We start from the raw sequence: 22,396 nt of genomic DNA on the forward strand, positions 1-22,396 counted from the left end.
GCCGGGTGATCCGCCGGGCGGCGTCGACCTCAGCTGCGCAGGTAGGAGGCGCCGTTGACGTCGACGATCGTGCCCGAGGCCCACTCGGCCTGCGGCGACGCCAGCCAGTGCACGGCGGCGGCGATCTCCTCCGGTTTGCCCACCCGGTCGAACGGGCTCTGTGCCCGGATCGCCGCGCCCTCCGCACCGCGCAGGTACTCGGTGACCATGTCCGTCGCCACGAAGCCCGGCGCGACGGTGGCGACAGTGATGCCGTACGGCGCGAGCGCCACGGCGAGGGACTGACCCAGCGCGTTCAGCCCCGCCTTGCTGGCGCCGTACGCCGGCTGGTGCGGCTCGCCGCGGAACGCGCCACGGGACGAGACGTTGACGATCCGCCCGCCGCGTTCGCGCATGTGCTGGGCGGCGCACCAGGTGACGTTGCCGGCGCCGGTCAGGTTGGTCTCCAGCACCTGCCGCCAGCGCTGCTGCCACTGTTCGTACGAGGCGCCGAAGATGGGGTGCGGGTCGTCGCGGTCGCCGTACGTCCCGGCGTTGTTGACCAGCACGTCCAGCCCACCGAGCAGTTCGGCGGCCCGGTCGACCATGACCCGGACCGCGTCCGGATCGGTGAGGTCGGCGCGGACCACCACGTGCCCGGTGCCGGGCAGTTGCCCGCGCAGTTCCTCGGCCGCATCGGCGGAGTCGCGGTGGTGGATGGCCACCCGGTCGCCGCCGGCTGCGAACGCCTCCGCCACCGCGCGGCCGATCCCGCGCGAGGCACCGGTCACGAGTACCGCCCGATCCGTCATGCCGGCCATCCTGCCTCAGCCGTGCCTCCCCCTGCGAACGGGCCGGCGGCGCACGCTGCGCCGCAGCGCCCCCGGCCGGTTAGTCCTTACACTGCCCCGATGGGATCCGACTGCCTGTTCTGCCGCATCGTCGCCGGGGAGATTCCGGCCACAGTGGTCCGGGAGACCGACACCACGCTCGCCTTCCGCGACATCGACCCGAAGGCACCGGTGCACGTCCTGGTCATTCCGAAGGAGCACTACGCCGACATCGCGACGCTCGCCCAGGGTGACCCGGCGCTGGCCGCCGACGTGCTGGCGACGTCCGCCGCCGTGGCCGAGGACGAAGGGCTGCTCGGCGACGGGTTCCGGCTGATGTTCAACACCGGCGCGTACGGCGGGCAGGAGGTGTTCCACGTGCACGCGCACCTGCTCGGTGGTGCGCCCCTCGGCCCGATGCTCGCCCGGGACCTGGCGTGACCCCAGGTGCGGCGCCCGGCTCTCCGGCGGACGAGCACCTGGACCGGCTGGTCCGGCGGGTGCAGGCCGAAGCCCGGGTTCCGGCGGTGTCCGCGGCGCTGCACCGGGCCGACCGGCCGCTCTGGAGTTGCACCGTCGGCGAGACCGGCACCGACAGCCCTCCGGGAGCGGGCACCCAGTTCCGGATCGGCTCGATCACCAAGACGTTCACCGCGGCGCTGGTGCTGCAGTGCCGCGACGACGGGCTGCTGGACCTGGACGACCCGGTGGGCCGGCACCTGGACCTCCCGGCGCACGGCGACCTGACCGTACGTCGGTTGCTGTCGCACACCGGTGGTCTGCAACGCGAGCCGTTCGGCGATGTGTGGGACAGCCTGCGCGCACCGGACGACGACCAACTGGTCGCCGAGCTGGACCGGGCCGAGCGGGTGCTGCCGACCGGCCGCCGGTTTCACTACTCCAACCTGGGCGTGGCCGTACTCGGCCAACTCGTGGCCCGGCTCCGGGGCGGCAGCTGGGCGCAGGCGCTCACCGAGCGGATCCTGACGCCGCTGGGGCTGACCGACACCACGGTGACCCCACTGCCGACGGCGGCCACCGGGTTCCTGGTCGACGCGTACTCCGACGAGGCGCACCCGGAACCGCCGACCGACTTCGGCGCGGTCGGCCCGGCCGCCCAGCTCTGGAGCACCGCTACCGACATGGCCCGCTGGGCGGCGTTCCTGGCCGACCCGGCGGCGCTGGACCCGGCCGGCGTGGTCCTCGCCCCGGCCACCCTGGACGAGATGCGCTGGCCGCTGACCACCACCGACGAGACGCTCTGGGGCGCGGGCTTCGGGCTCGGGCTGATCCTGGTCCCGCAGGGGGAGCGGGTGATGCACGTGGGGCACGACGGGGCGATGCCCGGGTTCCTCGCCGGGGCGTACGGCCGCCGCGGCGGTGACGGCACGCCCGGGGCGATGGGCGCCGCGGTGCTCGGCTCGTCCGGCACGGCGACCGAACTGTTCGACCTGTCGCACCGGCTGCTCGCCGCTGCCGTCGAGCACGACCCGGCCGAGATCGAGCCCTGGCGACCCGGCGCACCCGCGCCGGCCGCCCTGCGGGGTGCGCTCGGCCGCTGGTGGGGCGAGGGCTCCGAGTACGTCTTCTCGTGGCACGACGGCACCCTGCGGGCACGTGGGGTCGGTGACCCGACCGGACGTCCGCCGGCGATCTTCACCCCGCTGCCGGATCAGCCTGACGTGTTCCGGGTGGTCTCCGGTCGGGAGGTCGGTGAGCTGCTGCGGCTGACCCGGGACGAGGCCGGCGCGGTGGTCCGGATGCACTGGGCGACGTACCGGTTCACCCGTCACCAGGAGACCTTCGACCGGTACGACTTCCGGGCCGGGAGTTGATCGCGGCCAGCGGAAATGGGCGCGATGCGGCCCGCGTTGAACCGATACGATGGGTGTAACGTCCGCACGCCAGGCCAGCCGGCCGGCGCCGAGATCGAGAGCAGGTGCGCAGGGCCCTTCGGCCCAACCTATGACCGGCACCCCACCTCCCGGCCCGCCCCGGGTGCAGACCAGGATCACCGTGCCCGACCCGAAGATCATGGTCAATCTGCTCGGCGCAGGCGACGAGATCCTCAGACTCGTCGAACGCTCGGTCACCAGTGACGTGCACGTCCGCGGCAACGAGATCACCATCACCGGTGACCCCGCGGACAACGCCCTCGCCGAGCGGGTCTTCAGCGAGCTCCTCGAACTCATCGAGAAAGGCGAGACCCTGACCACTGACGCCGTCCGGCGTACCGTCGGCATGCTCGAGCAGGGCAGCGCCGAGCGGCCCGCCGAGGTCCTGACACTCAACATCCTCTCCCGGCGCGGGCGCACCATCCGCCCCAAGACGCTCGGGCAGAAGAAGTACGTCGACGCTATCGACACCCACACCATCGTCTTCGGCATCGGCCCTGCCGGCACCGGAAAGACCTACCTGGCGATGGCGAAGGCCGTCCAGGCGTTGCAGGCCAAGCAGGTCAACCGGATCATCCTCACCCGGCCGGCGGTCGAGGCGGGCGAGCGGCTGGGCTTCCTGCCCGGGACGCTCAACGAGAAGATCGATCCGTACCTGCGCCCGCTCTACGACGCGCTGCACGACATGCTCGACCCGGAGACCATCCCGAAGCTGATGGCAGCCGGCACGATCGAGGTCGCCCCCCTCGCCTACATGCGGGGTCGGACGCTCAACGACGCGTTCATCATCCTGGACGAGGCGCAGAACACGACGCCCGAGCAGATGAAGATGTTCCTCACCCGACTCGGCTTCAACTCCAAGATCGTCGTGACCGGTGACATCACCCAGGTGGACCTTCCCGGTGGGACGAGCAGCGGCCTGCGGGTGGTTCGGGAGATCCTGGAAAACGTCGACGACGTGCACTTCTCCCAGTTGTCCAGCTCCGACGTGGTCCGCCACCAGCTGGTCGGGGAGATCGTCGACGCGTACGCCCGCTGGGACGCCGAGCGGGAGAACCAGCAGGCGCAGGGCGTTCACGCCGTGCCTGGGCGACCCGCCCAGGGCGGCCGGGCCGGCCGCCGCCGCTAAAGCAGAGGAAAGCAGTTGTCCATCGAGATCGCCAACGAGTCCGGTGTCGACGTCGACACCGATGCCGTGCTCGCCGTCGCCCGGCACGCCCTCGACGAGATGGGGGTCAACCCCCTCGCCGAGCTGTCCGTGCTGCTCGTCGACATCGACTACATGACCGAGCTGAACCACCGCTGGATGGGTGGCGACGGCCCGACCGACGTGCTCGCCTTCCCCATGGACGAGGGCAGCGTCGACCACGGCCCCGGTGAGTCCGCGCCGGCCGGCGGCGAGCCCGCCCTGCTCGGCGACATCGTGCTCTGTCCTGAGGTGGCGGCCAAGCAGGCGGCGACCGCAGGGCACGCGCCGGCCGACGAGCTGCACCTGCTCACCGTGCACGGGGTGCTGCACCTGCTCGGCTACGACCACGCCGAGCCGGAGGAGGAGCGGGAGATGTTCGCACTCCAGGCTCGGCTGCTGGCGAGCTGGCGGTCGACCCGCACCCAGTGATGTCCACTCCTCCGTTACTCGCGGCCGGCGCCACCGCTGGCCTTCCCGACTTTCAGCTGATCGTCTTCGCGGCCGGTCTGGTGGTGCTGGCCGGCCTGATCGCGATGACCGAGGCGGCCCTCGCCGCGGTCTCACCGGCCCGAGCCGCCGAGCTGGCCCGCGACGGCGTGCGCGGCGCCCGTACCCTCCAGGTAGTGGCCGGCGACGTCGTTCGGCACCTCAACCTGCTCCTGCTGTTGCGGCTGCTCGCCGAGCTGACCGCCACCACACTGGTGGCGCTCGTGGCGGTGGACAGCTTCGGCGCCGGCTGGCGGGCCGCGCTGGTGACCGCCGGCGCGATGACAGTGGTCAGCTTCGTGGTGGTGGGCGTCGCCCCGCGCACCATCGGCCGACAGCACGCCTACGCCGTGGGTCGTGCGGTGGCGCCGCTGGTCCGCTGGCTGGGCCGGGCGCTCAACCCGCTCGCGTCGCTGCTGATCCTGATCGGCAACGCGGTCACCCCCGGGCGCGGCTTCCGGGAAGGCCCGTTCGCCACCCAGGTGGAGCTGCGGGAGCTTGTCGACCTGGCCGAGCAGCGTGGCGTGGTCGAGCACGGCGAACGCCAGATGATCCACTCCGTCTTCGCGCTCGGCGACACCATCGCCCGTGAGGTGATGGTGCCGCGTACCGAAATGGTGTGGATCGAGGAGGGCAAGACGCTCGAGCAGGCGCTGGCGCTCTTCCTACGCTCCGGTTTCTCCCGCATCCCGGTGATCGGCGAGAGCGTCGACGACGTGCTGGGGGTGCTCTACCTCAAGGACCTGATCCGGCGCTCCCGTGGCGGCGACCCGGGGGCCGAACAGTTGCCGGTGGCCGAGCTGATGCGCCCGGCGACCTTCGTTCCCGAGTCCAAGCCGGTCGACGACCTGCTGTCCGAGATGCAGGCGGCCCGCAACCACCTGGTCATCGTTGTCGACGAGTACGGCGGCACCGGCGGTCTGGTCACCATCGAGGACATCCTGGAGGAGATCGTCGGCGAAATCACCGACGAGTACGATGTCGAACGCCCACCCGTCGAACGTCTGGCGGACTCCTCGGTGCGGGTGACCGCCCGCCTGCCGGTCGAGAATCTCGGCGAGATGTTCGACACCGACCTGCCCACCGACGAGGTGGAGACGGTCGGTGGTCTGCTCGCCCAGTCGCTGGGGCGGGTGCCGATCCCGGGTGCCGAGGCTGAGGTCGCCGGTCTCCGTCTGGTCGCCGAGGGCACCACCGGCCGGCGCAACCGGATCGACACCGTTCTGGTCAGCCGGGTGGAGCCGGGCCATGAGCAGGACACCGCGGGGCGCGGCGAGCACGCCGACCCCGGGGACGACACTGACAACTACCGAGACGATGAGAGGCAATCCGCCGATGCCTGACACACCCGCCGCGCCTGCCGCCCGGCCCACCCCCACCGCGTCGGGAGCGCTGAGCGCCGAGGACGGCAAGCTCGTCGTCCTGGCCCGGGGAGCCCGCGCGCGGGTCGGGGCCGTGGAGGGTGCCGCGGTCCGCGACCAGGACGGCCGGACGTACGCGGCGGCCAGTGTCGCGCTGCCGTCGCTGACGCTCACCGCGTTGCAGTTGGCGGTGGCGTCGGCCGTGGCGGCCGGGGCGAGTCGGTTGGAGGCGGCGGTGGTGGTGACCGAGGCGTCGACGCTGGATGGTGCCGGTCACGCGGCGGTACGGGACCTCGCGGCGGACGCACCGGTCCACCTGGCCGCTCCGGACGGCACCGTCCTCGGCACGGTGACCCAGTGAGCCCGGTGCAGGATCCGGAGGCGCGACCGTACCGGGCCGGGTTCGGCTGCTTCGTCGGTCGCCCCAACGCCGGCAAGTCGACGTTGACCAACGCCATCGTCGGCACCAAGATCGCCATCACCTCGAACAAGCCGCAGACGACCCGGCACGTCATCCGGGCGGTGCTGCACCGGCCCGAGTCGCAGCTGGTCCTGGTCGACACGCCGGGCCTGCACCGCCCCCGTACGCTGCTCGGCGAACGGCTCAACGACCTGGTCCGGTCCACCTGGACCGAGGTCGACGTGATCGGCCTGTGCATCCCCGCCGACGAGCCGGTCGGGCGCGGTGACCGGTTCATCACCGGCGAGCTGGCCGAGTTGAAGGCGACAGTGCTGGCGGTGGTCACCAAGACCGACCTGGTGGACAAGCGTCGCCTGGCGGAGCAGTTGCTCGCGGTCAGCAAGATGGGGGAGTTCGCCGAGATCGTGCCGGTGAGCGCGGTGTCCGGGCACCAGGTGGACACCCTCGTCGACGTGATGACCAAGTATCTGCCGCCGTCGCCGCAGCTCTACCCGGACGACATGCTCACCGACGACCCCGAGCAGGTGCTGGTCGCCGAACTGATCCGGGAGGCCGCCCTGGAGGGGGTCCGCGACGAGTTGCCACACTCCATCGCCGTGGTGGTGGAGGAGATGATCCCCGAGGGCCAGGTCATGAAGATCTACGCCGACCTGTACGTGGAGCGGCCCAGCCAGAAGGCCATCGTGCTCGGGCACAAGGCGAGTCGGCTCAAGGAGGTCGGCACCACCGCCCGCAAGCAGATCGAGGAGCTGCTCGGCAGCCGGGTCTACCTCGACCTGCACGTGCGGGTCGCGAAGGACTGGCAGCGCGACCCGAGGCAACTGCGCAAGCTGGGCTTCTGATCACCTCGTCGGCGGTGCCCGAAGCGGACGGCCGGGGCGGCGACCAGCGTCGAGATCAACGCTCGCTGATCGTGAGGTTGCCGCTCTTTGCCGAACCGTCGAGCACCAGGGACGCCGCCGGGTTGTCGGCGACGGTGATGGTCTCGTCACCGGAGTCGGCGTTGGACCGGACCCGGTAGCTGCCCTGCGGCACCAGCAGCGTGACGTCACCACTGGAGGCGTGGACCCGGGCCGAGGCGGGCTTGTCCAGCTCCACGTCGACATTGCCCGAGCTGGCTTCGGCGTCGACAGCGCCGCCCAGCCGGCGTGCGGTGATGTCCCCCGACGAGGCGCGCAGCCGTACGGCCGCGGCGGCCTCGTTCACCTCGATGTTGCCCGAGCGGGCCTCCACCCCGACCGCGCCCGACGCACCGGAGATCCGTACGTCGCCCGAGCGCACCTGTAGGTCCACGGTGCCGACCCGGCTCAGCTCGACGTTGCCGGAGCTGGTCTCGCCCTGCACCGCCACACCCTCTGGCACCGTCACCTCGTAGGAGATGCTGCACCGCGAGCCACAGTCGGTGTTCAGCACCAGCTCGCTGCCCTTGATCTCGTAGCGGGTGTTGTCCGGTTCGCCGCCCTGGTAGCGAACCACTCGCTTGATCCGCACCTCGGACGCCGAGCCGGTGCCGCGGACCACAACGTCGCCAGAACCCCCGGAGACCCGGACCGTGGTGATCCGGACCGCCTCGGTGTTGTCGTAGTCGAGCCGACGGAACGACAGGTTGTCGCACCCGGCGAGCACGATGAGGGTGGTGGTGAGCCCTAGCGCGACGGGAGCGGCGACGCGACGACGGCGGGGGGTGGTGGTCAGGTGCAGTGCCATGACCAGCACGCTACGGCCGAGCACGAGGCGACCGCATCGGGGTTCATCCGCGCTTGCACCCCGAACCAACCCTGATTTCACACCCCGAGGGAGAATGGCCCGATGGCCGGGTATCGCCGACAGCTCTACCGCGACGACGCGGTGGTGCTGCGTGTGCAGAAGCTCGGCGAGTCCGACCGGATCATCACCCTGCTCACCCGCCGGCACGGGCGACTGCGAGCGGTGGCTCGAGGGATCCGCCGCACCACCAGCAAGTTCGGCGCCCGGCTGGAGCCGTTCGGCCACGTCGACCTCCAGCTCGCCGGTGACCCGAAGGGCAACCACGGCAGCTCTCTGCACACGGTGAGCCAGGTCGAGGGCATCGACCTGTACGGCAAACGGTTCCTCGGCGACTATCCGCGCTACACGGCGGCCAGCGCGATCGCCGAGACCGCCGAGCGGCTGACCCCGGTGGAAAGGGAGCCGTCGCTGCGGTTGTTCCAGCTCACCATCGGCGCGCTGAAGGCGCTGTCCCGGGGCGAGCACGCCACCACCCTGGTGCTCGACGCGTACCTGCTGCGTGGGATGTCCCTGGCCGGCTGGGCGCCGGCGCTGGTCGCCTGCGCGGTCTGCGGCACGCCCGGGCGGCACCGAGCGTTCTCGGTGCCGGCCGGCGGCGCGGTCTGTCCGGATTGTCGGCCACCCGGGGCGGCTCATCCCGCACCGGCCACCATCGATCTGATGTCCGCGCTGACCTCCGGTGACTGGGTGATCGCCGACGCCACCGACGCCGCGGTACGCCGGGAGTGCAGTGGGCTGGTCGCGGCTCACCTGCAGTGGCACCTGGAACGCGCGCTACGCTCGCTGCCGCTGGTCGACCGGGGTTCCTCGGCGGCCGGCACGGCCCCGCCGCCGGAGGGCACCGGGGCCGTGGTGCTCCGGCCACGCGGCGACGTCCAGGCCGGGGCGGACGGCGCGAACAGGGAGTGACCGAGTGATCCGATCGAAGAAGGCTGGCCGGCGCGAGCCGACGCCGCCGGTGCCACACCCGTCCGGGGCCCGACCCCCGGCGCTGCCCACCGAGGCGGTGCCGAAGCACGTGGCGGTGGTGATGGACGGCAACGGCCGCTGGGCCAAGGACCGCGGGCTGCCCCGCACCAAGGGGCATGAGGCGGGGGAGCACAGCCTCTTCGACACCATCGAGGGCGCCATCGAGTTGGGCATCCCGTACCTGTCGGCGTACGCGTTCTCCACCGAGAACTGGCGGCGTTCGCCCGACGAGGTCCGGTTCCTGATGGGGTTCAATCGGGACGTGATCCGTCGCCGCCGTGACCAGTTGGTCGACCTGGGCGTTCGGGTGGTGTGGTCGGGCCGGCCGGGTCGGCTGTGGAAGAGCGTCATCTCCGAGTTGCAGACCGCCGAGGAGATGTCCCGCGACAACTCGACGCTGACCCTGCAGTTCTGCGTCAACTACGGCGGGCAGGCCGAGATCGGTGACGCCGCCGCCGCTATCGCGCGGGACGTGGCGGCCGGCCGGCTGGATCCGGCGAAGGTCACCGAGAAGACCGTGGCGAAGTACCTCTACCACCCGGAGATCCCGGAGGTGGACCTGTTCCTGCGCCCCTCCGGGGAGGAACGGATCTCCAACTTCCTGCTCTGGCAGACCGCGTACGCCGAGTTGGTCTTCCTGGACACGCTCTGGCCCGACTTCGACCGCCGCCACCTCTGGTACGCGTGCGAGTTGTACGCCCAGCGGGACCGGCGCTTCGGCGGCGCGCTGCCCAACCCGGTCGCCCCGGTTATCTGAGCCGACGCTTACCCGCACGTCACTCTGGGTATCAGAGACGTCAGAAGCCACTGACGGAGGTGAACCCACATGATCCAGAAGCGCATTGCCCAGTGGGCGGTGATGGCGATCGCGGTGCCGCTGGCCGCGGCCGGTGCCCGCCGGCTCAGCCACACCCTGGAGGCCCGGCGTGGTCCCTCCGGGGCGACCCGGTTGCTGACGAAGGGTGCGGACCTGATCCGTCCGCAGAAGGCCAAGCGCCGCCGCTTCTTCTGACCGACCCCCAGTTGTCCCAACGCCGCCCGCACACCAGTGCGGGCGGCGTTGTCGCATCCCCTCGGCGTCGAGGTGCCTGGGCAGGCACCACGGCGACCATCAGGCTTGGCACCGAGCGGGGGTGGTGTGCCCGTTTCGGGGTCCTGCGCAGGGGCGGCGGGTAGGGTCCGGAGGTGGTGGGACGACGGCGGTTGGGGGGCAGATGCGTGATCTCCGCTTTAAGATGATCATGGCGTTGAACGCCGCCGACCTGGGCGACCCGATGTGCGAGCAGGTGGCCGAGATCTGTGCCGAGATCGCCGAGCAGCACTGCGCCGAGTTCGGCCACACACCCCAGCTGCGTACCGGTGAGATCGCCGAACTGGCCACCGGCGAACCGGCCCTGAGCTGGGCGCCGTCCACCCCCGACGCTGGGCAGCGTGCCTGGTGACCGCGCCCGCGCCCGCTGTCGACATCCGTCGCGCCGATGGCCGCTTCGCCACCCGGATCTCCTGGCTGGACTCCAAGCACTCCTTCTCGTTCTCCCGGCACTACGACCCGGCCAACACCCACCACGGCCTGCTGCTTGTCAACAACGACGACGTGGTCCGACCGGGCGCGGGCTTTGAGACCCACCCGCACCAGGACATGGAGATCGTGACCTGGGTGCTGCGCGGCTCCCTGGTGCACCAGGACTCCACCGGGCACTCCGGGGTGATCTACCCGGGTCTGGCCCAGCGGATGAGCGCCGGCACCGGGATCCTGCACTCGGAGAAGAACGACGCCTGGCGGCTCAACAACCAGGAGCCGCACACCGACCCGGTGCACTTCGTGCAGATGTGGGTGCTCCCCGACGAGCAGGGCGTCGACCCCGGCTACGAGCAGTTGGAGATCGAGGACGAGCTGCTCCGCGGGGGCCTCGTGCCGATCGCGTCCGGGATGGACCGCTACGACGGCGCGTCAGCGATCCGGATCCGCAACCAGTACGCGACACTGCACGCCGCCCGTCTCGCTCCCGGCGACGAGGTCACCATCCCGGACGCGCCCTACGTGCACCTCTACGTGCCAAACGGCACTGTGACCCTGGAGGGCAGCGGTCCGCTCGGCAGCGGCGACGCCGCCCGGCTCACCATGACCGGTGGTCGGCGGGTGACAGCCGACGAACCGGCCGAGATCCTCGTCTGGGAGATGCACGCCACTGTCGCCTGACCGTCACCCGCGCGGCCTGCTCCCATGATCTCGCCCGAACATGGATGTAGTGGCCTCCCCGCCGGGGGAGACCACTACATCGAGGATCGAGCACGATCACGGCGGCGCGCAGGGCGCCGCGCCGACTACGCCGGGGACTCGGTGCGGTCGGCGGCCCAGGTGGTGTGGAACGAACCCTCGCGGTCCACCCGCTGGTAGGTGTGCGCGCCGAAGTTGTCCCGCAGACCCTGGATCAGCGCGGCGGGCAGCCGCTCCGCGCGCAACGCGTCGAAGTACGCCAACGACGACGAGAACGCGGGCGTCGGCACACCGGCCCGGGTCGCGTCGGCCACCACCCGCCGCCAGCTCGGCACGCCAGCGCTGACCGCCTCGGCGAAGTACGGCGCCACCAGCAGCGTCGACAGGTCGGGCTGCTCGTCGTACGCCTCACGGATCCGGTTGAGGAAGCGGGCCCGGATGATGCAGCCGCCCCGCCAGATCGTCGCGGTGCCGCCAAGGTCGATGTCCCAGTTGTATTCCTGGCTGCCCGCGCGGATGTGGTCGAAGCCCTGCGCGTACGCGACGATCTTGGAGGCGAGCAGCGCCCGGCGGACATCCTCGACGAAGGTCTCCCGGTCGGTCACCTGCCACTTCTCACCCGCGTCGGGGAACGCCCGGCGGGCCGCCTCGCGCTGGTCCACGTGCCCGGAGAGCGAACGGGCGAAAGTCGCCTCGGCGATCCCGGTGATCGGGATGCCCAGGTCCAGGGCACTCTGCACGGTCCACCGACCGGTGCCCTTCTGCTCGGCCCGGTCCTGCACGATGTCCACGAACGACCGGCCGGTCGCCGCATCGGTGTGCGCGAGCACGTCGGCGGTGATCTCGATGAGGAACGACTCCAGCTCGCCGTTGTTCCACTCCCGGAAGATCTCCGCGATCTCGGCCGGCGTCGCGTCCAGGCCGGCCCGAAGCAGGTCGTACGCCTCAGCGATGAGCTGCATGTCGGCGTACTCAATGCCGTTGTGCACCATCTTGACGAAGTGCCCGGCCCCGTCCGGCCCGACGTGCATGCAGCACGGCACGCCGTCCACCTGGGCGGCGATCTTCTCGAACATCGGCCCGAGCTTCGCGTACGACTTGGCGGAGCCGCCCGGCATGATGCTCGGCCCGCGCAGCGCGCCCTCCTCGCCGCCGGAGACGCCGGTGCCGCTGAAGTGCAGGCCCTGCGCCCGCAGCGCCTCCTCGCGTCGACGGGTGTCGGCGAAGTGGGCGTTGCCACAGTCGACGATGATGTCGCCCTCGTCGAGCAGCGGCACCAACTCGTCGATCACCGCGTCGGTGGGCGCACCGGCCTTCACCATGACGATGACCGCGCGGGGTCGCTCCAGTGACGCCACGAAATCGGCCATCGTCTCGCCCGGCAGGAACGTGCCCTCGTCGCCGTGCTCGGCGACCAGGCTGCGGGTGCGCTCCGGCGAGCGGTTGTGCACTGCCACCGTGAAGCCGTTGCGGGCCAGGTTGCGGGCCACATTGCGACCCATCACCGCCAACCCGGTCACACCGATCTGTGCCCTCGCCTGATCAGCCATTCGTGCCGCCACCTCTCGTCACACCACTATCAGCGCTTGGAAACTTACCGTGATGTGAGCCGATACGGACCAGTGACCGACGTCGCGTTACTGCACGTAATGTGGACGTTGCCAGTGACGGCTCGGGCCCTCGGCAACGGTCGGTGAGCCCCGCGCAGGGAAACATGTCGTCATTTCCCGCCGCGGGCGTCAGCCTTCGGCGAGACGGGCTTCGATTCGGGCGATCTTCCCGGTCAGCGCGTCGGTGACCCCGGGCCGGACGTCGGCTTTGAGCACCACACTCACCCGGGGCGCCCGCGCGGCGACCACGTCGACCGCCTGCTTCACCACCGCCATCACCTCGTCCCACTCACCCTCGACGGTGGTGAACATGGCATCGGTCCGGTTGGGCAGGCCGGACGCACGGACCACCCGCACCGCCTCGGCGACCAGGTCACCCACCGAGTCGTCACCGCCGAGCGGGGTGATCGAGAACGCGATCAGCATGTGCCGATCGTGCCAGTAAAAACGGATGCGCGTCGGTCGGGCGGTGGCTACGGTACGAACATGCGTAACTGACGCCCAACTTCCGAGCCGGCCCGCCGTCCCGCGTCGCGGTCCGTGCGCTCCCGGGCGTCCCGCATTCCCTCCCCGCCGGTTGGCGGCGATGGCCCTGCCCGGCCCCGGTGAGCAGTCCCTTCCCCACTCGACCGTCGCGCAACGGCGGTCACCAGCCGATCCGACCGACCGCCGCAGCGCGGGACCGGCCGTGCCGGTCGGCGTTGAAGGAGGCCCGGATGCCTGCCAGGCGTAACCCGAAGAAGACCCGTACCCCGAGAGCGACGGCGCTCGGCATCGACCCGGCGGCCGGCCACGGACCGCTCGCAACCACCCTCCCGGCCCTCGACCTCGCGGTCGAACCACCCCTACCGGCGGCGCTGCCTGCGCTGCTTGTGGAGCCTGCGCTGCGGGCCGAGTCGGCGCTGCCGGCGGCACTCGCGGAGCCTGCGCTGCCGGCGGTCGTCCCGGACGAGGTGGCGCTGCCGGCAGCGGTCGATGTGCCGGCGGTTGTCGACGCGCCTTCAATGGGCGATCTGCCGAAGCCGACAGGCCGACCGAAGGCACCGACGGCCGGGCCACCGCAGGGCGGCGGCAACCGCTCCGGCGGCGGCCGCAGCCAGCAGGCCGGCCAGACCCGCCGCTACGCCTTCCGCCGCAGCTGACCGAGCACCCCCACCCCGCCCCGCGCCCGTCGATCTTGCACTTTCTGCCCTCGCATCACCGGCATATCGGGATGAATGAGCGACAGAAACCGCAAGATCGACGGGGGTGGCGGGGGCGCGGCGGGGTGGGGTCAGCCGATGAGGGGGCGGAAGGTGCCCAGGGCGACGCTCACGGTCAGGGCGGCTGCGGCGAGTACGGCGGCCCCGGCGATGAGGAGGGCGTCGGCGCGGGTGAAGTGTTGCTGGCGGGCGACGGTACGGGGTGTGCCGGCGTCGAAGCCACGCGCGTCCATCGCCACCGCCAGCCGGGTGCCTCGGCGGATCGCCCCCACCAGCAGCGCGAACGCGGTGGAGGCGAAGAGCCGCAGCTTCGCCACCGGGTTGCGTCCCGCGTCGACGCCCCGTGCCCGTCGAGCCATGCTGATCATCTGCCACTCCTGACCGAGCAGCGGCACCAGCCGGAATGCGGCCAGCGCCCCGATGGCGAACCGGGCCGGCGCTTTCGCGTTCTGGATCAACGCGTCGGCCAGGTCGGTGGGGTCGGTGGTTGCGAAGACGATCACGCCGGGCAGTGCCACCGCGAACACCCGCAGCACCAGGCCGAGCGCGGTGAGCAGGACGCCGGTGGTCACCAGCACCGGTCCCGCGTCCAGCAGGACCCGACCGGAGCGGTCGGCGGCGAACAGCACCAGGGTGACCAGGATGCCGGCGGCACTGAGCAGCAGTGGCCAGGCCCGGCGGGCCAGCACCCGGTAGCGGATGCCGAACAGCGGCAGGACGGCCAGCTCAAGGGCGATGGCGATGGCCGGGGCCACCGGGTCCAGGGTCGCCAGCAGGGTGAACGAGAAGACCAGTGCGGCGGCGACCTTCGCCACCGGGTTGCGGCGGGCCAACGGCGCGTCCGGCGCGGCGACCGGCTCGATGCTGATCATCGGTGGTCGTCCGGGTCGCGGTGCAGGGTGACGGTGCGGTCGGCGAGCGCGGCGACGAAGTCCGCGTCGTGGGTGACAGTGACCACGCCGTGCCCGGCGTCGCGTAGGTCGGCGAAGAGGTCGACCAGTTCCCGCCAGGTCCGCCGGTCCTGGCCGAAGGTGGGTTCGTCGCAGATCAGCAGGCGTGGGGCGGTGGCCAGGGCCGTCGCCACGCTCAGCCGCCGCGCTTCGCCACCCGAGAGGGTGTACGGGTTGGCGGCGGCGAGTCGTGCCAGCCGCAGCCGGTCCAGCAGCCCGGCCACAGTTTCCTTGACGGCCGCCTCTGGTTGACCGGTGCGGCGCGGGCCGAGCGCCAGCTCGTCGAAGACTGTGCTGGTGACGAACTGGTGCTCCGGATCCTGGAAGACCGACCCGATGCGTCGGGTCAGCGCGGGGGCCCGCCACCGGTGCGGGGGAGTGCGGTGGTCCGCGCCGGCCAACCCGGTGGACGCGGTGACCCGCCCGTTGCCCGGCCGGAGCAGACCGCCGAGCAGCAACGCCAGGGTGGACTTGCCGGCACCGTTCGGTCCGCGTACGGCGAGTGCTTCACCGGCGCGTACCGCCAGGTCGGTGGAGCCCAGCCGGGGCGGCAGGCCGAGCCGGTCGGCGGTGAGCAACAGCTCCCCGGGGCCGGCGGTGGCCGGTCGGGGCGCGATGGGGTGACCGGGCACCCAGACCCCCTCGGCGGCCAGGGCGGCGCCGTGGGCGGCGAAGACCGCCTCGGGCGGGCCGTCCGCGCGCACGCCGCCACCCGGTTCGAGGACGACCACCCGGTCGACCAGCGGCAGTGCCTCGGCTACCCGGTGCTCGACCAGGATCAGCGTGGTGTCGGTGTCCAGCGCGCCGGCCACCGCGTGCCGGACCAGTTCGGCCCCGGCCGGGTCGAGGTTGGCGGTCGGCTCGTCGAGCAGCAGCAGGGCGGGGCGCAGGGCCAGCGCGCCGGCCAGGGCGAGGCGTTGCTGCTCGCCGCCGGAGAGCGCCGCTGTGTGGCGGTCCCGGGGGTACGGGAAGCCGACCCGGTGCAGCGCCTCGTCCACCCGGGGCCAGATCTCGTCGGCCGGCACTCCCCGGTTCTCCAGCCCGAACGCGACGTCGTCGCCGCAGCGCGCCATCACCAGTTGGGTCTCCGGGTCCTGGAAGACGATGCCGACCCGTTCCCGCCCCTTGCGTGGGTCGAGCCCGTCGATCTCGACGGTGCCCTCCTGCTCGCCGGAGTCCTCGGGGAGCAGCCCGGCCAATGCGCTGAGCACTGTGCTCTTGCCGGCCCCGGAGGGCCCGAGAAGCAAAACTCGTTCCCCAGCCTCGACCCGCAGATCAACCCCGCGTACGGCCCAGGCGCGCCGCCCAGCGTGCCGCCACCCGAACCCCCGCAGCAGTACCCCGCCCACCAAACCCACCCCCCTCCCTGCCGCGCGCCCCCGCCGACCCCGGTTAATCAAGAGGTTTGCGTCAGGAAATCGCCTTCCGTTGACGCAAACCTCTTGATCAACGCGAGTTGGTGGGGGTCAGATCAGGGCTCGGTTTCGGCCTGCGGGGAAACGGTCCAGGACGCCGGTGTTGGCCAGGGCGTTCGTCAGCAGCCAGCCGCCCAGGCCGGCGATCACTGTGGCGCTGACGATGGTGAGCAGCGCGTACGGGATGCGGTAGTCGGTCAGCGCGTAGTCGACGTTCCAGACGAAGAAGTCGAACAACGCGGCGCTGAGCCCGGTCAGCGCGCCCGCGAACACCGCGGTCGGCAGCCGGAACGACCGGTACCGGAAGGCGGCGAAGGCCAGTTCGGCGCCGATGCCCTGCACGATTCCCTGCGGGATCACCGTGCCGGCCCACTGGCTGCCCAGCAGCGCGGACAGGACAGCGGCCACGGTTTCGCAGTAGAGCGCGGCGCCGGGCTTGCGGATGACCAGCCCGCCGATCACGGCCGGCATCAGCCAGACGCCGTAGAGCAGCGTCTGCGCCGGCGGGAAGAAGGCGAACGCGCCCTCGGTGGCGCTCCAGACCAGACCCCAGGCCCAGAAGATGACGCCGAAGGCGACAGCGATCACCGAGGCGACCACGATGTCGATGGTGCGCCAACGGTGTGTGTCGGTGGTGGATGTCATGTGTTGCTCCCAGTTCGTGAGTGCGAACCAGGAGAAGACGCACGCCGCGTCCGGTGGCACCGGACTGCGGCGCGGCTGGAGGTCGACCGAACTCCCTGCGCTGGCATTACCCAGATCAGGTTCGAGGGTCTGCGGGCGTGCCCGCACTCTCAGCGCTGTGCGCTCCCCTGTCGGATATGAAGTTGTCTCGCTGACGCTAACACCGACCACGGTCGCGGGCCCAGCAGGGCATCCGCCTGACCTGCGGGAGCGACCCGCCGACCGCCGGCTGGGTACGCTTCCGATCATGCGGGTTGACGCGCGAGGCTTCACGTTCGAGGTGACCGTCGGCGGTCCGACGGACGGCGTACCCGTCCTGCTGCTGCACGGTTTCCCTCAGCACAGCGGCGAGTGGGACGACGTGGTGCCGGCACTGCACGCCGGTGGGCTGCGCACGTACGCGCTGGACCAGCGCGGTTACTCACCCGGCGCCCGGCCCACGGAGGTGGCCGACTACCGGATCCCCGAACTGGTCACCGACGCGGTGGCGGTGCTCGACGCGCTCGGACTGGACGCCGTGCACCTGGTGGGCCACGACTGGGGCGCGGTAGTGGCCTGGGCGGTTGCCGCCCGGCACCCCGAGCGGGTCAACACGCTGACCGCGGTGTCCGTACCGCATCCGGCGGCCATGGCGCACGCCCTGAGCACCGACGCCCAACAGAAGGCCCGCTCGTCGTACATCGCGCTGTTCCGCAAGCCCGACAAGGCGGAGAAGGTGCTGCTGGCGTGGCATGCCACCGCGCTGCGCAAGCTGCTCGGCGGGGTGGGCGACACGTCCCGGGTGAACCGGTACGCCGACCCGATGCGTGAGCCGGGTGCGCTCACGGCAGCGCTGAACTGGTACCGGGCGATGTCCGGCGCCGACCTGGCCGGCGTCGGCCCGGTCGCGGTGCCCACCACGTACGTCTGGAGTGACCGGGACGTCGCCATCGGCCGGACCGCCGCCGAGGCATGCGCGCAGAACGTCACAGGCGACTACCGGTTCGTGCAGCTGCCCGGGGTGAGTCACTGGATCCCGGACGCGGCGCCGGCCCCGCTCGCCGAGGCGATCCTGGCCCGAGCGGGCGGGACGGCCTGAGCCGTGCGGGTCCGCGAGGGAGAGCCAACGTGACGACGGACGCCAGCGGGCCGGGTAGCCGTCGCTCGATCGCCGCGCAGCTACGCGTGCTTGGCGTACGCCCCGGCGCGACGCTGCTGGTGCACGCCTCGCTGCGTTCGCTGGGCTTCGTCAGCGGTGGTCCGCACGCGGTGGTGCTCGCCCTGCGCGACGCGCTCGGCCCGGACGGCACGATCGTCGTGCCCACCCACACGCCCGGCAACAGCGACCCCGCGCAGTGGCGCAACCCGCCGGTGCCGGCGGGGTGGTGGCCGCTGATCCGCTCGGAGATGCCGGGCTTCGACCCGGCGGTCACCCCGAGCCGGTTCATGGGCGCGCTCGCCGAGACGGTCCGCGGCTGGCCCGGCGCGCTGCGCAGCTCCCATCCGCACGTGTCGTTCGCCGCGCTCGGCCCGGCCGCCGAGCAGGTGGTCGCCGGGCACACTCTGGTGGACATGCTCGGTGAGGGCTCCCCGCTGGCCCGCCTCTACGACCTCGACGCCGACGTGTTGCTGCTCGGCGTGGACCACTCGGTGAGCACCTCACTGCACCTTGCCGAGTACCGCCGCCCCGGCGCGCCCCGGCAGCGGATCGGTGCCGCGGTGCGTACCGCCGACGGTGGTCGGGACTGGGCGTGGTGGCAGGACGTACGACTCGACGCGGACGACTTCGCCACGTTGGGCGGGGACCTGGAGGCCACCGGAGCGGTACGCACCGCACCGGTCGGCACCGGGACCGGCAGGTTGATGCGCCAGCGGGCGGCTGTCGACTTCGCGGTTCGCTGGCTGGCCCGTAATCGAACGACGGAGGACGTATGACGGTGAGTGCCGAGGACTACCTGGCCGTGGTGACCGAGACGATCGGCCGGGTGGCCGCCAGTCAGCGGGAGGCGGTGGGGCGGGCCGCCGACCTGATCGCCGAGGCCGTCCGAGCCGACGGCGTGGTGCACGCGTTCGGCACCGGGCACTCGGAGGCCCTCGCCATGGAGATCGCCGGACGGGCCGGTGGTCTGGTGCCGACCAACCGGATCGCGCTACGCGATCTGGTGCTGCTGGGTGGCGAACCGGCCGACCGACTCGGTCCGCTGCTGGAACGGGACCCGGCCGTCGCGCACCGCCTCTACGAGCTGGCCCCGGTGCGTCCCACAGATGTCTTCGTGCTCGCCTCGAACTCCGGTGTCAACGGCGCGATGGTGGAGTTCGCCACGCTGGTGAAGGAGCACGGCCACGGGTTGGTGGCGATCACCTCGGCGCAGCACTCCGGCCGGATGACCTCCCGGCACCCGTCCGGGCGCAAGCTGAGCGACCTCGCCGACGTGGTGCTCGACAACGGCGCACCGTACGGCGACGCGACGCTGCCCCTGCCCGGCGGCGGCGCGGTCGGCGCGGTCTCCTCGATCACCGCGGCGCTGCTGGCGCAGCAGGTGACAGTGGAGGTGGTGGCGCGGTTGCTGGCGGCGGGGGAGCGGCCCCCGGTCTACCTGTCGGCGAACATCCCCGACGGCGACGCGCACAACAACGAGCTGGAAGCTCGGTACGCGGGCCGGATCCGACGCGGGTCCTGACACGGCGCTGGCGGTCGACCTGCGTCGCCGAGATGAACGGCAGATGTCGTGAACCTGTTTCGCGCTCGGTCGGGTGGGGCATTGGCGTTGCTGCCGGCGGCTGGGACCGCCGGCAGTAGCGTCTCACCGGAGGTAGCGCGTGTCCAAGGAGACCGACAAGCAGCGCTGGCAGCGCAACTTCGCCGACCTGCTGCAGGAGTTACGGGTCGCCCAGACCGGCGTGCAGATCCTCTTCGCCTTCCTGCTCACCCTGCCGTTCAGTAACGGGTTCACCGAGACCACCGAGTTCCAGCGCGACGTCTACATAGTGGCGTTGCTCGCGGCGGCCGCCGCCACCGCGCTGATCATCTCGCCGGTGGCGTTCCACCGGGCGCTGTTCCGGCAGGGGCGTAAACCGGAACTGGTCCGCTTCGCGCACCGGATGGCCACCGGCGGCCTCGCCTTCATGCTGATCGCGATGGTCAGCGCGGTGCTGCTGATCACCGACTTCGTGTTGGACCGGCCGATCGCCTTCGTGCTCAGCGCCCTGGCTGGAATCTGGTTCCTCACGTTCTGGGTGGCCCTGCCGTTCGCCCGACGCAACTGGGGTGAGGACGACATCGACGACGATGACGACGACCCGGACACCACCATCGGTCGCTGACCGCGCCGATCTTCACGCAGCGCTACCCCTGGGTAACAACCGGGGGTAGCGTGGCGGTAGTCGCGCACGTCGACGCAGCCGCACCGAGCTTCGAGGGGGCAGCCGTGACCACGACGCAGGATGGCCGACCGGCACCGGACGGCCCCGACTCCGAAACCACCGCCGGTGCCGCCGCGCCGCTGCCCGCGGAAGCCGGGCAGGTCACCGAGAAGGAGGCCCGGCAGGTCGCCGAGGCCGCCCGGGAGTCCACCTGGGACCGACCCAGCTTCGGCAAGGAACTGTTCCTCGGCCGGTTCCGGCTCGACCTGATCGACCCGTGGCCCCGATCCGATCCGGACGACGTGGCCCGCGCGGAGGAGTTCCTTGGTCGGTTCCGCGCCTTCCTGACCTCCGAGGTGGACGGCGCGGCCATCGAACGGGACGCGTCGATACCCGACTCGGTGTTCCACGGCCTGGCCGACCTCGGCGCGTTCGGCATGAAGATCGACCGGAAGTACGGCGGGCTCGGGCTGAGCAACCTGCACTACTGCCGGGCGCTCATGCTGGCCGGCTCGGTCAGCCCGGCCATTGGCGCGCTGCTCTCGGCGCACCAGTCGATCGGGGTGCCGCAGCCACTGAAGATGTTCGGCACCGCCGAGCAGAAGCAACGCTTCCTGCCCCGGCTCGCCGCCGGCGAGGTGTCCGCGTTCCTGCTCACCGAACCGGACGTCGGCTCCGACCCGGCCCGGCTGGCCACCATCGCGGAGCCGACCGAGGACGGCACCGGTTACCGGCTCAACGGGGTGAAGCTCTGGGCCACCAACGGCATCGTGGCCACCCTGCTGGTGGTGATGGCCCGGGTGCCGGCCACCGAGGGACGTCGGGGCGGCATCACCGCCTTCGTGGTGGACGGCGACAGCCCCGGCATCACCGTGGAGCGGCGCAACGAGTTCATCGGCCTGCGCGGCCTGGAGAACAGCCTGACCCGGTTCCACGACGTGATCGTCCCCGCCGAGAACGTCATCGGCGGCGAGGGCAAGGGGCTGAAGATCGCCCTGACCACTCTGAACACCGGCCGGCTCTCCCTGCCGGCCATGTGCGTGGGCGCCGGCAAGTGGGCGCTGAACGTGGCCCGAGGGTGGGCCGCCGACCGGGTCCAGTGGGGACGCCCGGTGGGCGAGCACGAGGCGGTCGCTCAGAAACTCTCCTTCATCGCCGCCACCACGTACGGCATGGAGACGATGCTCGACCTCTGCTGCCTGCTCGCCGACGACGACCGCAACGACATCCGGATCGAGGCGGCACTGGTCAAGCTGTACGCCAGCGAGATGGCCTGGAAGATCGCCGACGAGCTGATCCAGATCCGGGGCGGGCGCGGCTACGAGACTGCCGACTCGTTGGCCGCCCGCGGCGAACGCCCGGCCGCCGTCGAGCAGATGCTCCGCGACCTGCGGATCAACCGGATCTTCGAGGGCTCCACCGAGATCATGCACCTGCTGATCGCGCGGGAGGCGGTCGACGCCCACCTGTCGGTGGCCGGCGACATCATCGACCCGGACGCGGGGCTGGGCCGCAAGGCCCGAGCCGGCGCGCGAGCCGGTGCCTTCTACGCGAAGTGGCTGCCCACCCTCGCCGTCGGCCGGGGGCAGAGCCCCTCGGCGTACGCCGAGTTCGGCCCGCTCGCCGCGCACCTGCGCCAGGTGGAGCGTTCGTCGCGCAAGCTGGCCCGGTCGACGTTCTACGCGATGTCCCGCTGGCAGGGAAAGATGGAGCGTAAGCAGGCGTTCCTCGGCCGGGTTGTGGACATCGGCGCCGAGTTGTTCGCGATGTCCGCGGTCTGCGTCCGGGCCTCCGCCGAACGGGACAGCCGCCCGGAGAACGTCGAGCTGGCCGACCTGTTCTGCCGGCAGGCGCGGGTGCGGGTGGACGCCCTGTTCGCCGCACTCTGGGACAACACCGACTCGGTCGACACCGCCGCCGCGAAGCGCATCCTCGCCGGCCGCTACGCCGGCCTGGAGGAGGGCGTGCTCACCCCGTCCGAGGAGCTGCCCTGGGTGGCCCGCTGGTCGCCCGGCCCGTCAACCTCCGAGGACGTCCGCCGCCGCATCCCCCCAAAGCCGTAAACCCGCACCGGCCGG

Annotated in this window: 25 protein-coding genes and 1 riboswitch; of the genes, 18 read left to right on the top strand and 7 right to left on the bottom strand. The window is 71.6% G+C overall.

Translation table 11 applies throughout. From position 1 onward, the window contains the following. Positions 1–29 precede the first annotated feature (29 nt). Positions 30–791: an SDR family oxidoreductase gene (locus AB0B98_RS09525; protein ID WP_357361725.1), complete on the bottom strand. Its 762-nt coding sequence runs from the start codon at positions 789–791 to the stop codon at positions 30–32. A gap of 99 nt (positions 792–890) precedes the next feature. Here AB0B98_RS09525 and AB0B98_RS09530 point away from each other — a divergent pair, with 99 nt between their 5' ends. The 7 genes from AB0B98_RS09530 to era all read left to right on the top strand — a co-directional run bounded on the left by AB0B98_RS09530 (position 891) and on the right by era (position 7,003). Next, a complete protein-coding gene (locus tag AB0B98_RS09530; RefSeq protein ID WP_357361726.1) occupies positions 891–1,250 on the top strand; it encodes a histidine triad nucleotide-binding protein in 360 nt (119 codons plus the stop codon). Further along, positions 1,247–2,644: a serine hydrolase domain-containing protein gene (locus tag AB0B98_RS09535; RefSeq protein WP_357361727.1), complete on the top strand. Its 1,398-nt coding sequence runs from the start codon at positions 1,247–1,249 to the stop codon at positions 2,642–2,644. The genes AB0B98_RS09530 and AB0B98_RS09535 overlap by 4 nt, the downstream gene beginning before the upstream one ends. A 130-nt stretch (positions 2,645–2,774) precedes the next feature. After that, a complete protein-coding gene (locus AB0B98_RS09540; RefSeq protein WP_238670385.1) occupies positions 2,775–3,833 on the top strand; it encodes a PhoH family protein in 1,059 nt (352 codons plus the stop codon). Between the two features lie 15 nt (positions 3,834–3,848). Beyond that, positions 3,849–4,322 carry an rRNA maturation RNase YbeY gene (ybeY, locus tag AB0B98_RS09545; RefSeq protein ID WP_030491788.1) on the top strand — a complete coding sequence of 158 codons (474 nt, stop codon included), beginning with the start codon at positions 3,849–3,851 and terminating at the stop codon, positions 4,320–4,322. Continuing rightward, positions 4,298–5,722: a hemolysin family protein gene (locus AB0B98_RS09550; RefSeq protein ID WP_357362015.1), complete on the top strand. Its 1,425-nt coding sequence runs from the start codon at positions 4,298–4,300 to the stop codon at positions 5,720–5,722. Before ybeY ends, AB0B98_RS09550 begins: the two co-directional genes overlap by 25 nt. After that, positions 5,715–6,101 carry a cytidine deaminase gene (locus AB0B98_RS09555; protein WP_238670384.1) on the top strand — a complete coding sequence of 129 codons (387 nt, stop codon included), beginning with the start codon at positions 5,715–5,717 and terminating at the stop codon, positions 6,099–6,101. Before AB0B98_RS09550 ends, AB0B98_RS09555 begins: the two co-directional genes overlap by 8 nt. Next, complete coding sequence (gene era / locus AB0B98_RS09560) at positions 6,098–7,003, top strand: GTPase Era (RefSeq protein ID WP_238670383.1); 906 nt, start codon at positions 6,098–6,100, stop codon at positions 7,001–7,003. The genes AB0B98_RS09555 and era overlap by 4 nt, the downstream gene beginning before the upstream one ends. A gap of 55 nt (positions 7,004–7,058) precedes the next feature. Here era and AB0B98_RS09565 read toward each other — a convergent pair whose 3' ends face one another. Further along, the gene (locus AB0B98_RS09565; RefSeq protein WP_357361728.1) at positions 7,059–7,868 is read right to left on the bottom strand and encodes a DUF4097 family beta strand repeat-containing protein; all 810 of its coding nucleotides are present in this window, start codon (positions 7,866–7,868) and stop codon (positions 7,059–7,061) included. A 102-nt stretch (positions 7,869–7,970) separates the two neighbouring features. Between AB0B98_RS09565 and recO the strand changes: the two genes are divergently transcribed. The 5 genes from recO to AB0B98_RS09590 all read left to right on the top strand — a co-directional run bounded on the left by recO (position 7,971) and on the right by AB0B98_RS09590 (position 11,097). Beyond that, complete coding sequence (recO, locus tag AB0B98_RS09570; protein WP_357361729.1) at positions 7,971–8,837, top strand: DNA repair protein RecO; 867 nt, start codon at positions 7,971–7,973, stop codon at positions 8,835–8,837. Positions 8,838–8,841: 4 nt separating this feature from the next. Further along, positions 8,842–9,654, top strand: a complete 813-nt coding sequence (locus AB0B98_RS09575; protein WP_357361730.1) for an isoprenyl transferase — start codon at positions 8,842–8,844, stop codon at positions 9,652–9,654. A gap of 69 nt (positions 9,655–9,723) precedes the next feature. Then, positions 9,724–9,909, top strand: coding sequence for a hypothetical protein (locus AB0B98_RS09580; protein ID WP_030336441.1), 186 nt, complete (start codon positions 9,724–9,726; stop codon positions 9,907–9,909). A 229-nt stretch (positions 9,910–10,138) separates the two neighbouring features. Further along, on the top strand, positions 10,139–10,339 hold the full coding sequence (locus AB0B98_RS09585) for a thioredoxin reductase (RefSeq protein ID WP_357361731.1): 201 nt from the start codon (positions 10,139–10,141) through the stop codon (positions 10,337–10,339). After that, complete coding sequence (locus tag AB0B98_RS09590) at positions 10,336–11,097, top strand: pirin family protein (protein ID WP_357361732.1); 762 nt, start codon at positions 10,336–10,338, stop codon at positions 11,095–11,097. Before AB0B98_RS09585 ends, AB0B98_RS09590 begins: the two co-directional genes overlap by 4 nt. Positions 11,098–11,222: 125 nt before the next feature. On the opposite strand, the gene gndA is transcribed toward AB0B98_RS09590, so the two are convergent. Together gndA and AB0B98_RS09600 are read right to left on the bottom strand one after the other, a co-directional pair. Beyond that, positions 11,223–12,665, bottom strand: a complete 1,443-nt coding sequence (gene gndA, locus AB0B98_RS09595) for an NADP-dependent phosphogluconate dehydrogenase (RefSeq protein WP_357361733.1) — start codon at positions 12,663–12,665, stop codon at positions 11,223–11,225. Positions 12,666–12,854: 189 nt separating this feature from the next. Further along, positions 12,855–13,151 (bottom strand): thiamine-binding protein, encoded by a 297-nt coding sequence (locus AB0B98_RS09600; RefSeq protein WP_196919265.1) that lies wholly within the window; start codon positions 13,149–13,151, stop codon positions 12,855–12,857. A gap of 290 nt (positions 13,152–13,441) precedes the next feature. Between AB0B98_RS09600 and AB0B98_RS09605 the strand changes: the two genes are divergently transcribed. Then, the gene (locus tag AB0B98_RS09605) at positions 13,442–13,867 is read left to right on the top strand and encodes a hypothetical protein (RefSeq protein ID WP_357361734.1); all 426 of its coding nucleotides are present in this window, start codon (positions 13,442–13,444) and stop codon (positions 13,865–13,867) included. 131 nt (positions 13,868–13,998) lie between these two features. On the opposite strand, the gene AB0B98_RS09610 is transcribed toward AB0B98_RS09605, so the two are convergent. From AB0B98_RS09610 to AB0B98_RS09620, 3 genes are all read right to left on the bottom strand, one after another. Next, complete coding sequence (locus tag AB0B98_RS09610) at positions 13,999–14,799, bottom strand: energy-coupling factor transporter transmembrane component T (RefSeq protein WP_357361735.1); 801 nt, start codon at positions 14,797–14,799, stop codon at positions 13,999–14,001. Next, positions 14,796–16,226, bottom strand: coding sequence for an ABC transporter ATP-binding protein (locus AB0B98_RS09615; RefSeq protein ID WP_357361736.1), 1,431 nt, complete (start codon positions 16,224–16,226; stop codon positions 14,796–14,798). The genes AB0B98_RS09610 and AB0B98_RS09615 overlap by 4 nt, the downstream gene beginning before the upstream one ends. Before the next feature lie 117 nt (positions 16,227–16,343). Then, on the bottom strand, positions 16,344–16,937 hold the full coding sequence (locus AB0B98_RS09620) for an ECF transporter S component (protein ID WP_210786970.1): 594 nt from the start codon (positions 16,935–16,937) through the stop codon (positions 16,344–16,346). A 74-nt stretch (positions 16,938–17,011) separates the two neighbouring features. Beyond that, positions 17,012–17,116, bottom strand: a riboswitch (TPP riboswitch). Between the two features lie 107 nt (positions 17,117–17,223). Between AB0B98_RS09620 and AB0B98_RS09625 the strand changes: the two genes are divergently transcribed. The 5 genes from AB0B98_RS09625 (at position 17,224) to AB0B98_RS09645 (ending at position 22,381) form a co-directional block, all read left to right on the top strand. Next, positions 17,224–18,054 (top strand): alpha/beta fold hydrolase, encoded by an 831-nt coding sequence (locus tag AB0B98_RS09625; protein WP_357361737.1) that lies wholly within the window; start codon positions 17,224–17,226, stop codon positions 18,052–18,054. A 29-nt stretch (positions 18,055–18,083) separates the two neighbouring features. Next, a complete protein-coding gene (locus AB0B98_RS09630; RefSeq protein WP_357361738.1) occupies positions 18,084–18,890 on the top strand; it encodes an AAC(3) family N-acetyltransferase in 807 nt (268 codons plus the stop codon). Next, the gene (locus tag AB0B98_RS09635) at positions 18,887–19,636 is read left to right on the top strand and encodes an SIS domain-containing protein (RefSeq protein ID WP_112584644.1); all 750 of its coding nucleotides are present in this window, start codon (positions 18,887–18,889) and stop codon (positions 19,634–19,636) included. Before AB0B98_RS09630 ends, AB0B98_RS09635 begins: the two co-directional genes overlap by 4 nt. Before the next feature lie 139 nt (positions 19,637–19,775). Further along, positions 19,776–20,279 (top strand): DUF6328 family protein, encoded by a 504-nt coding sequence (locus AB0B98_RS09640; protein WP_124778172.1) that lies wholly within the window; start codon positions 19,776–19,778, stop codon positions 20,277–20,279. Positions 20,280–20,383: 104 nt separating this feature from the next. Continuing rightward, the gene (locus tag AB0B98_RS09645) at positions 20,384–22,381 is read left to right on the top strand and encodes an acyl-CoA dehydrogenase family protein (protein WP_357361739.1); all 1,998 of its coding nucleotides are present in this window, start codon (positions 20,384–20,386) and stop codon (positions 22,379–22,381) included. Positions 22,382–22,396 lie beyond the last annotated feature (15 nt).

The sequence above is a fragment of the Micromonospora sp. NPDC048947 genome (assembly GCF_040649495.1).
GTDB lineage: Bacteria > Actinomycetota > Actinomycetes > Mycobacteriales > Micromonosporaceae > Micromonospora > Micromonospora alfalfae.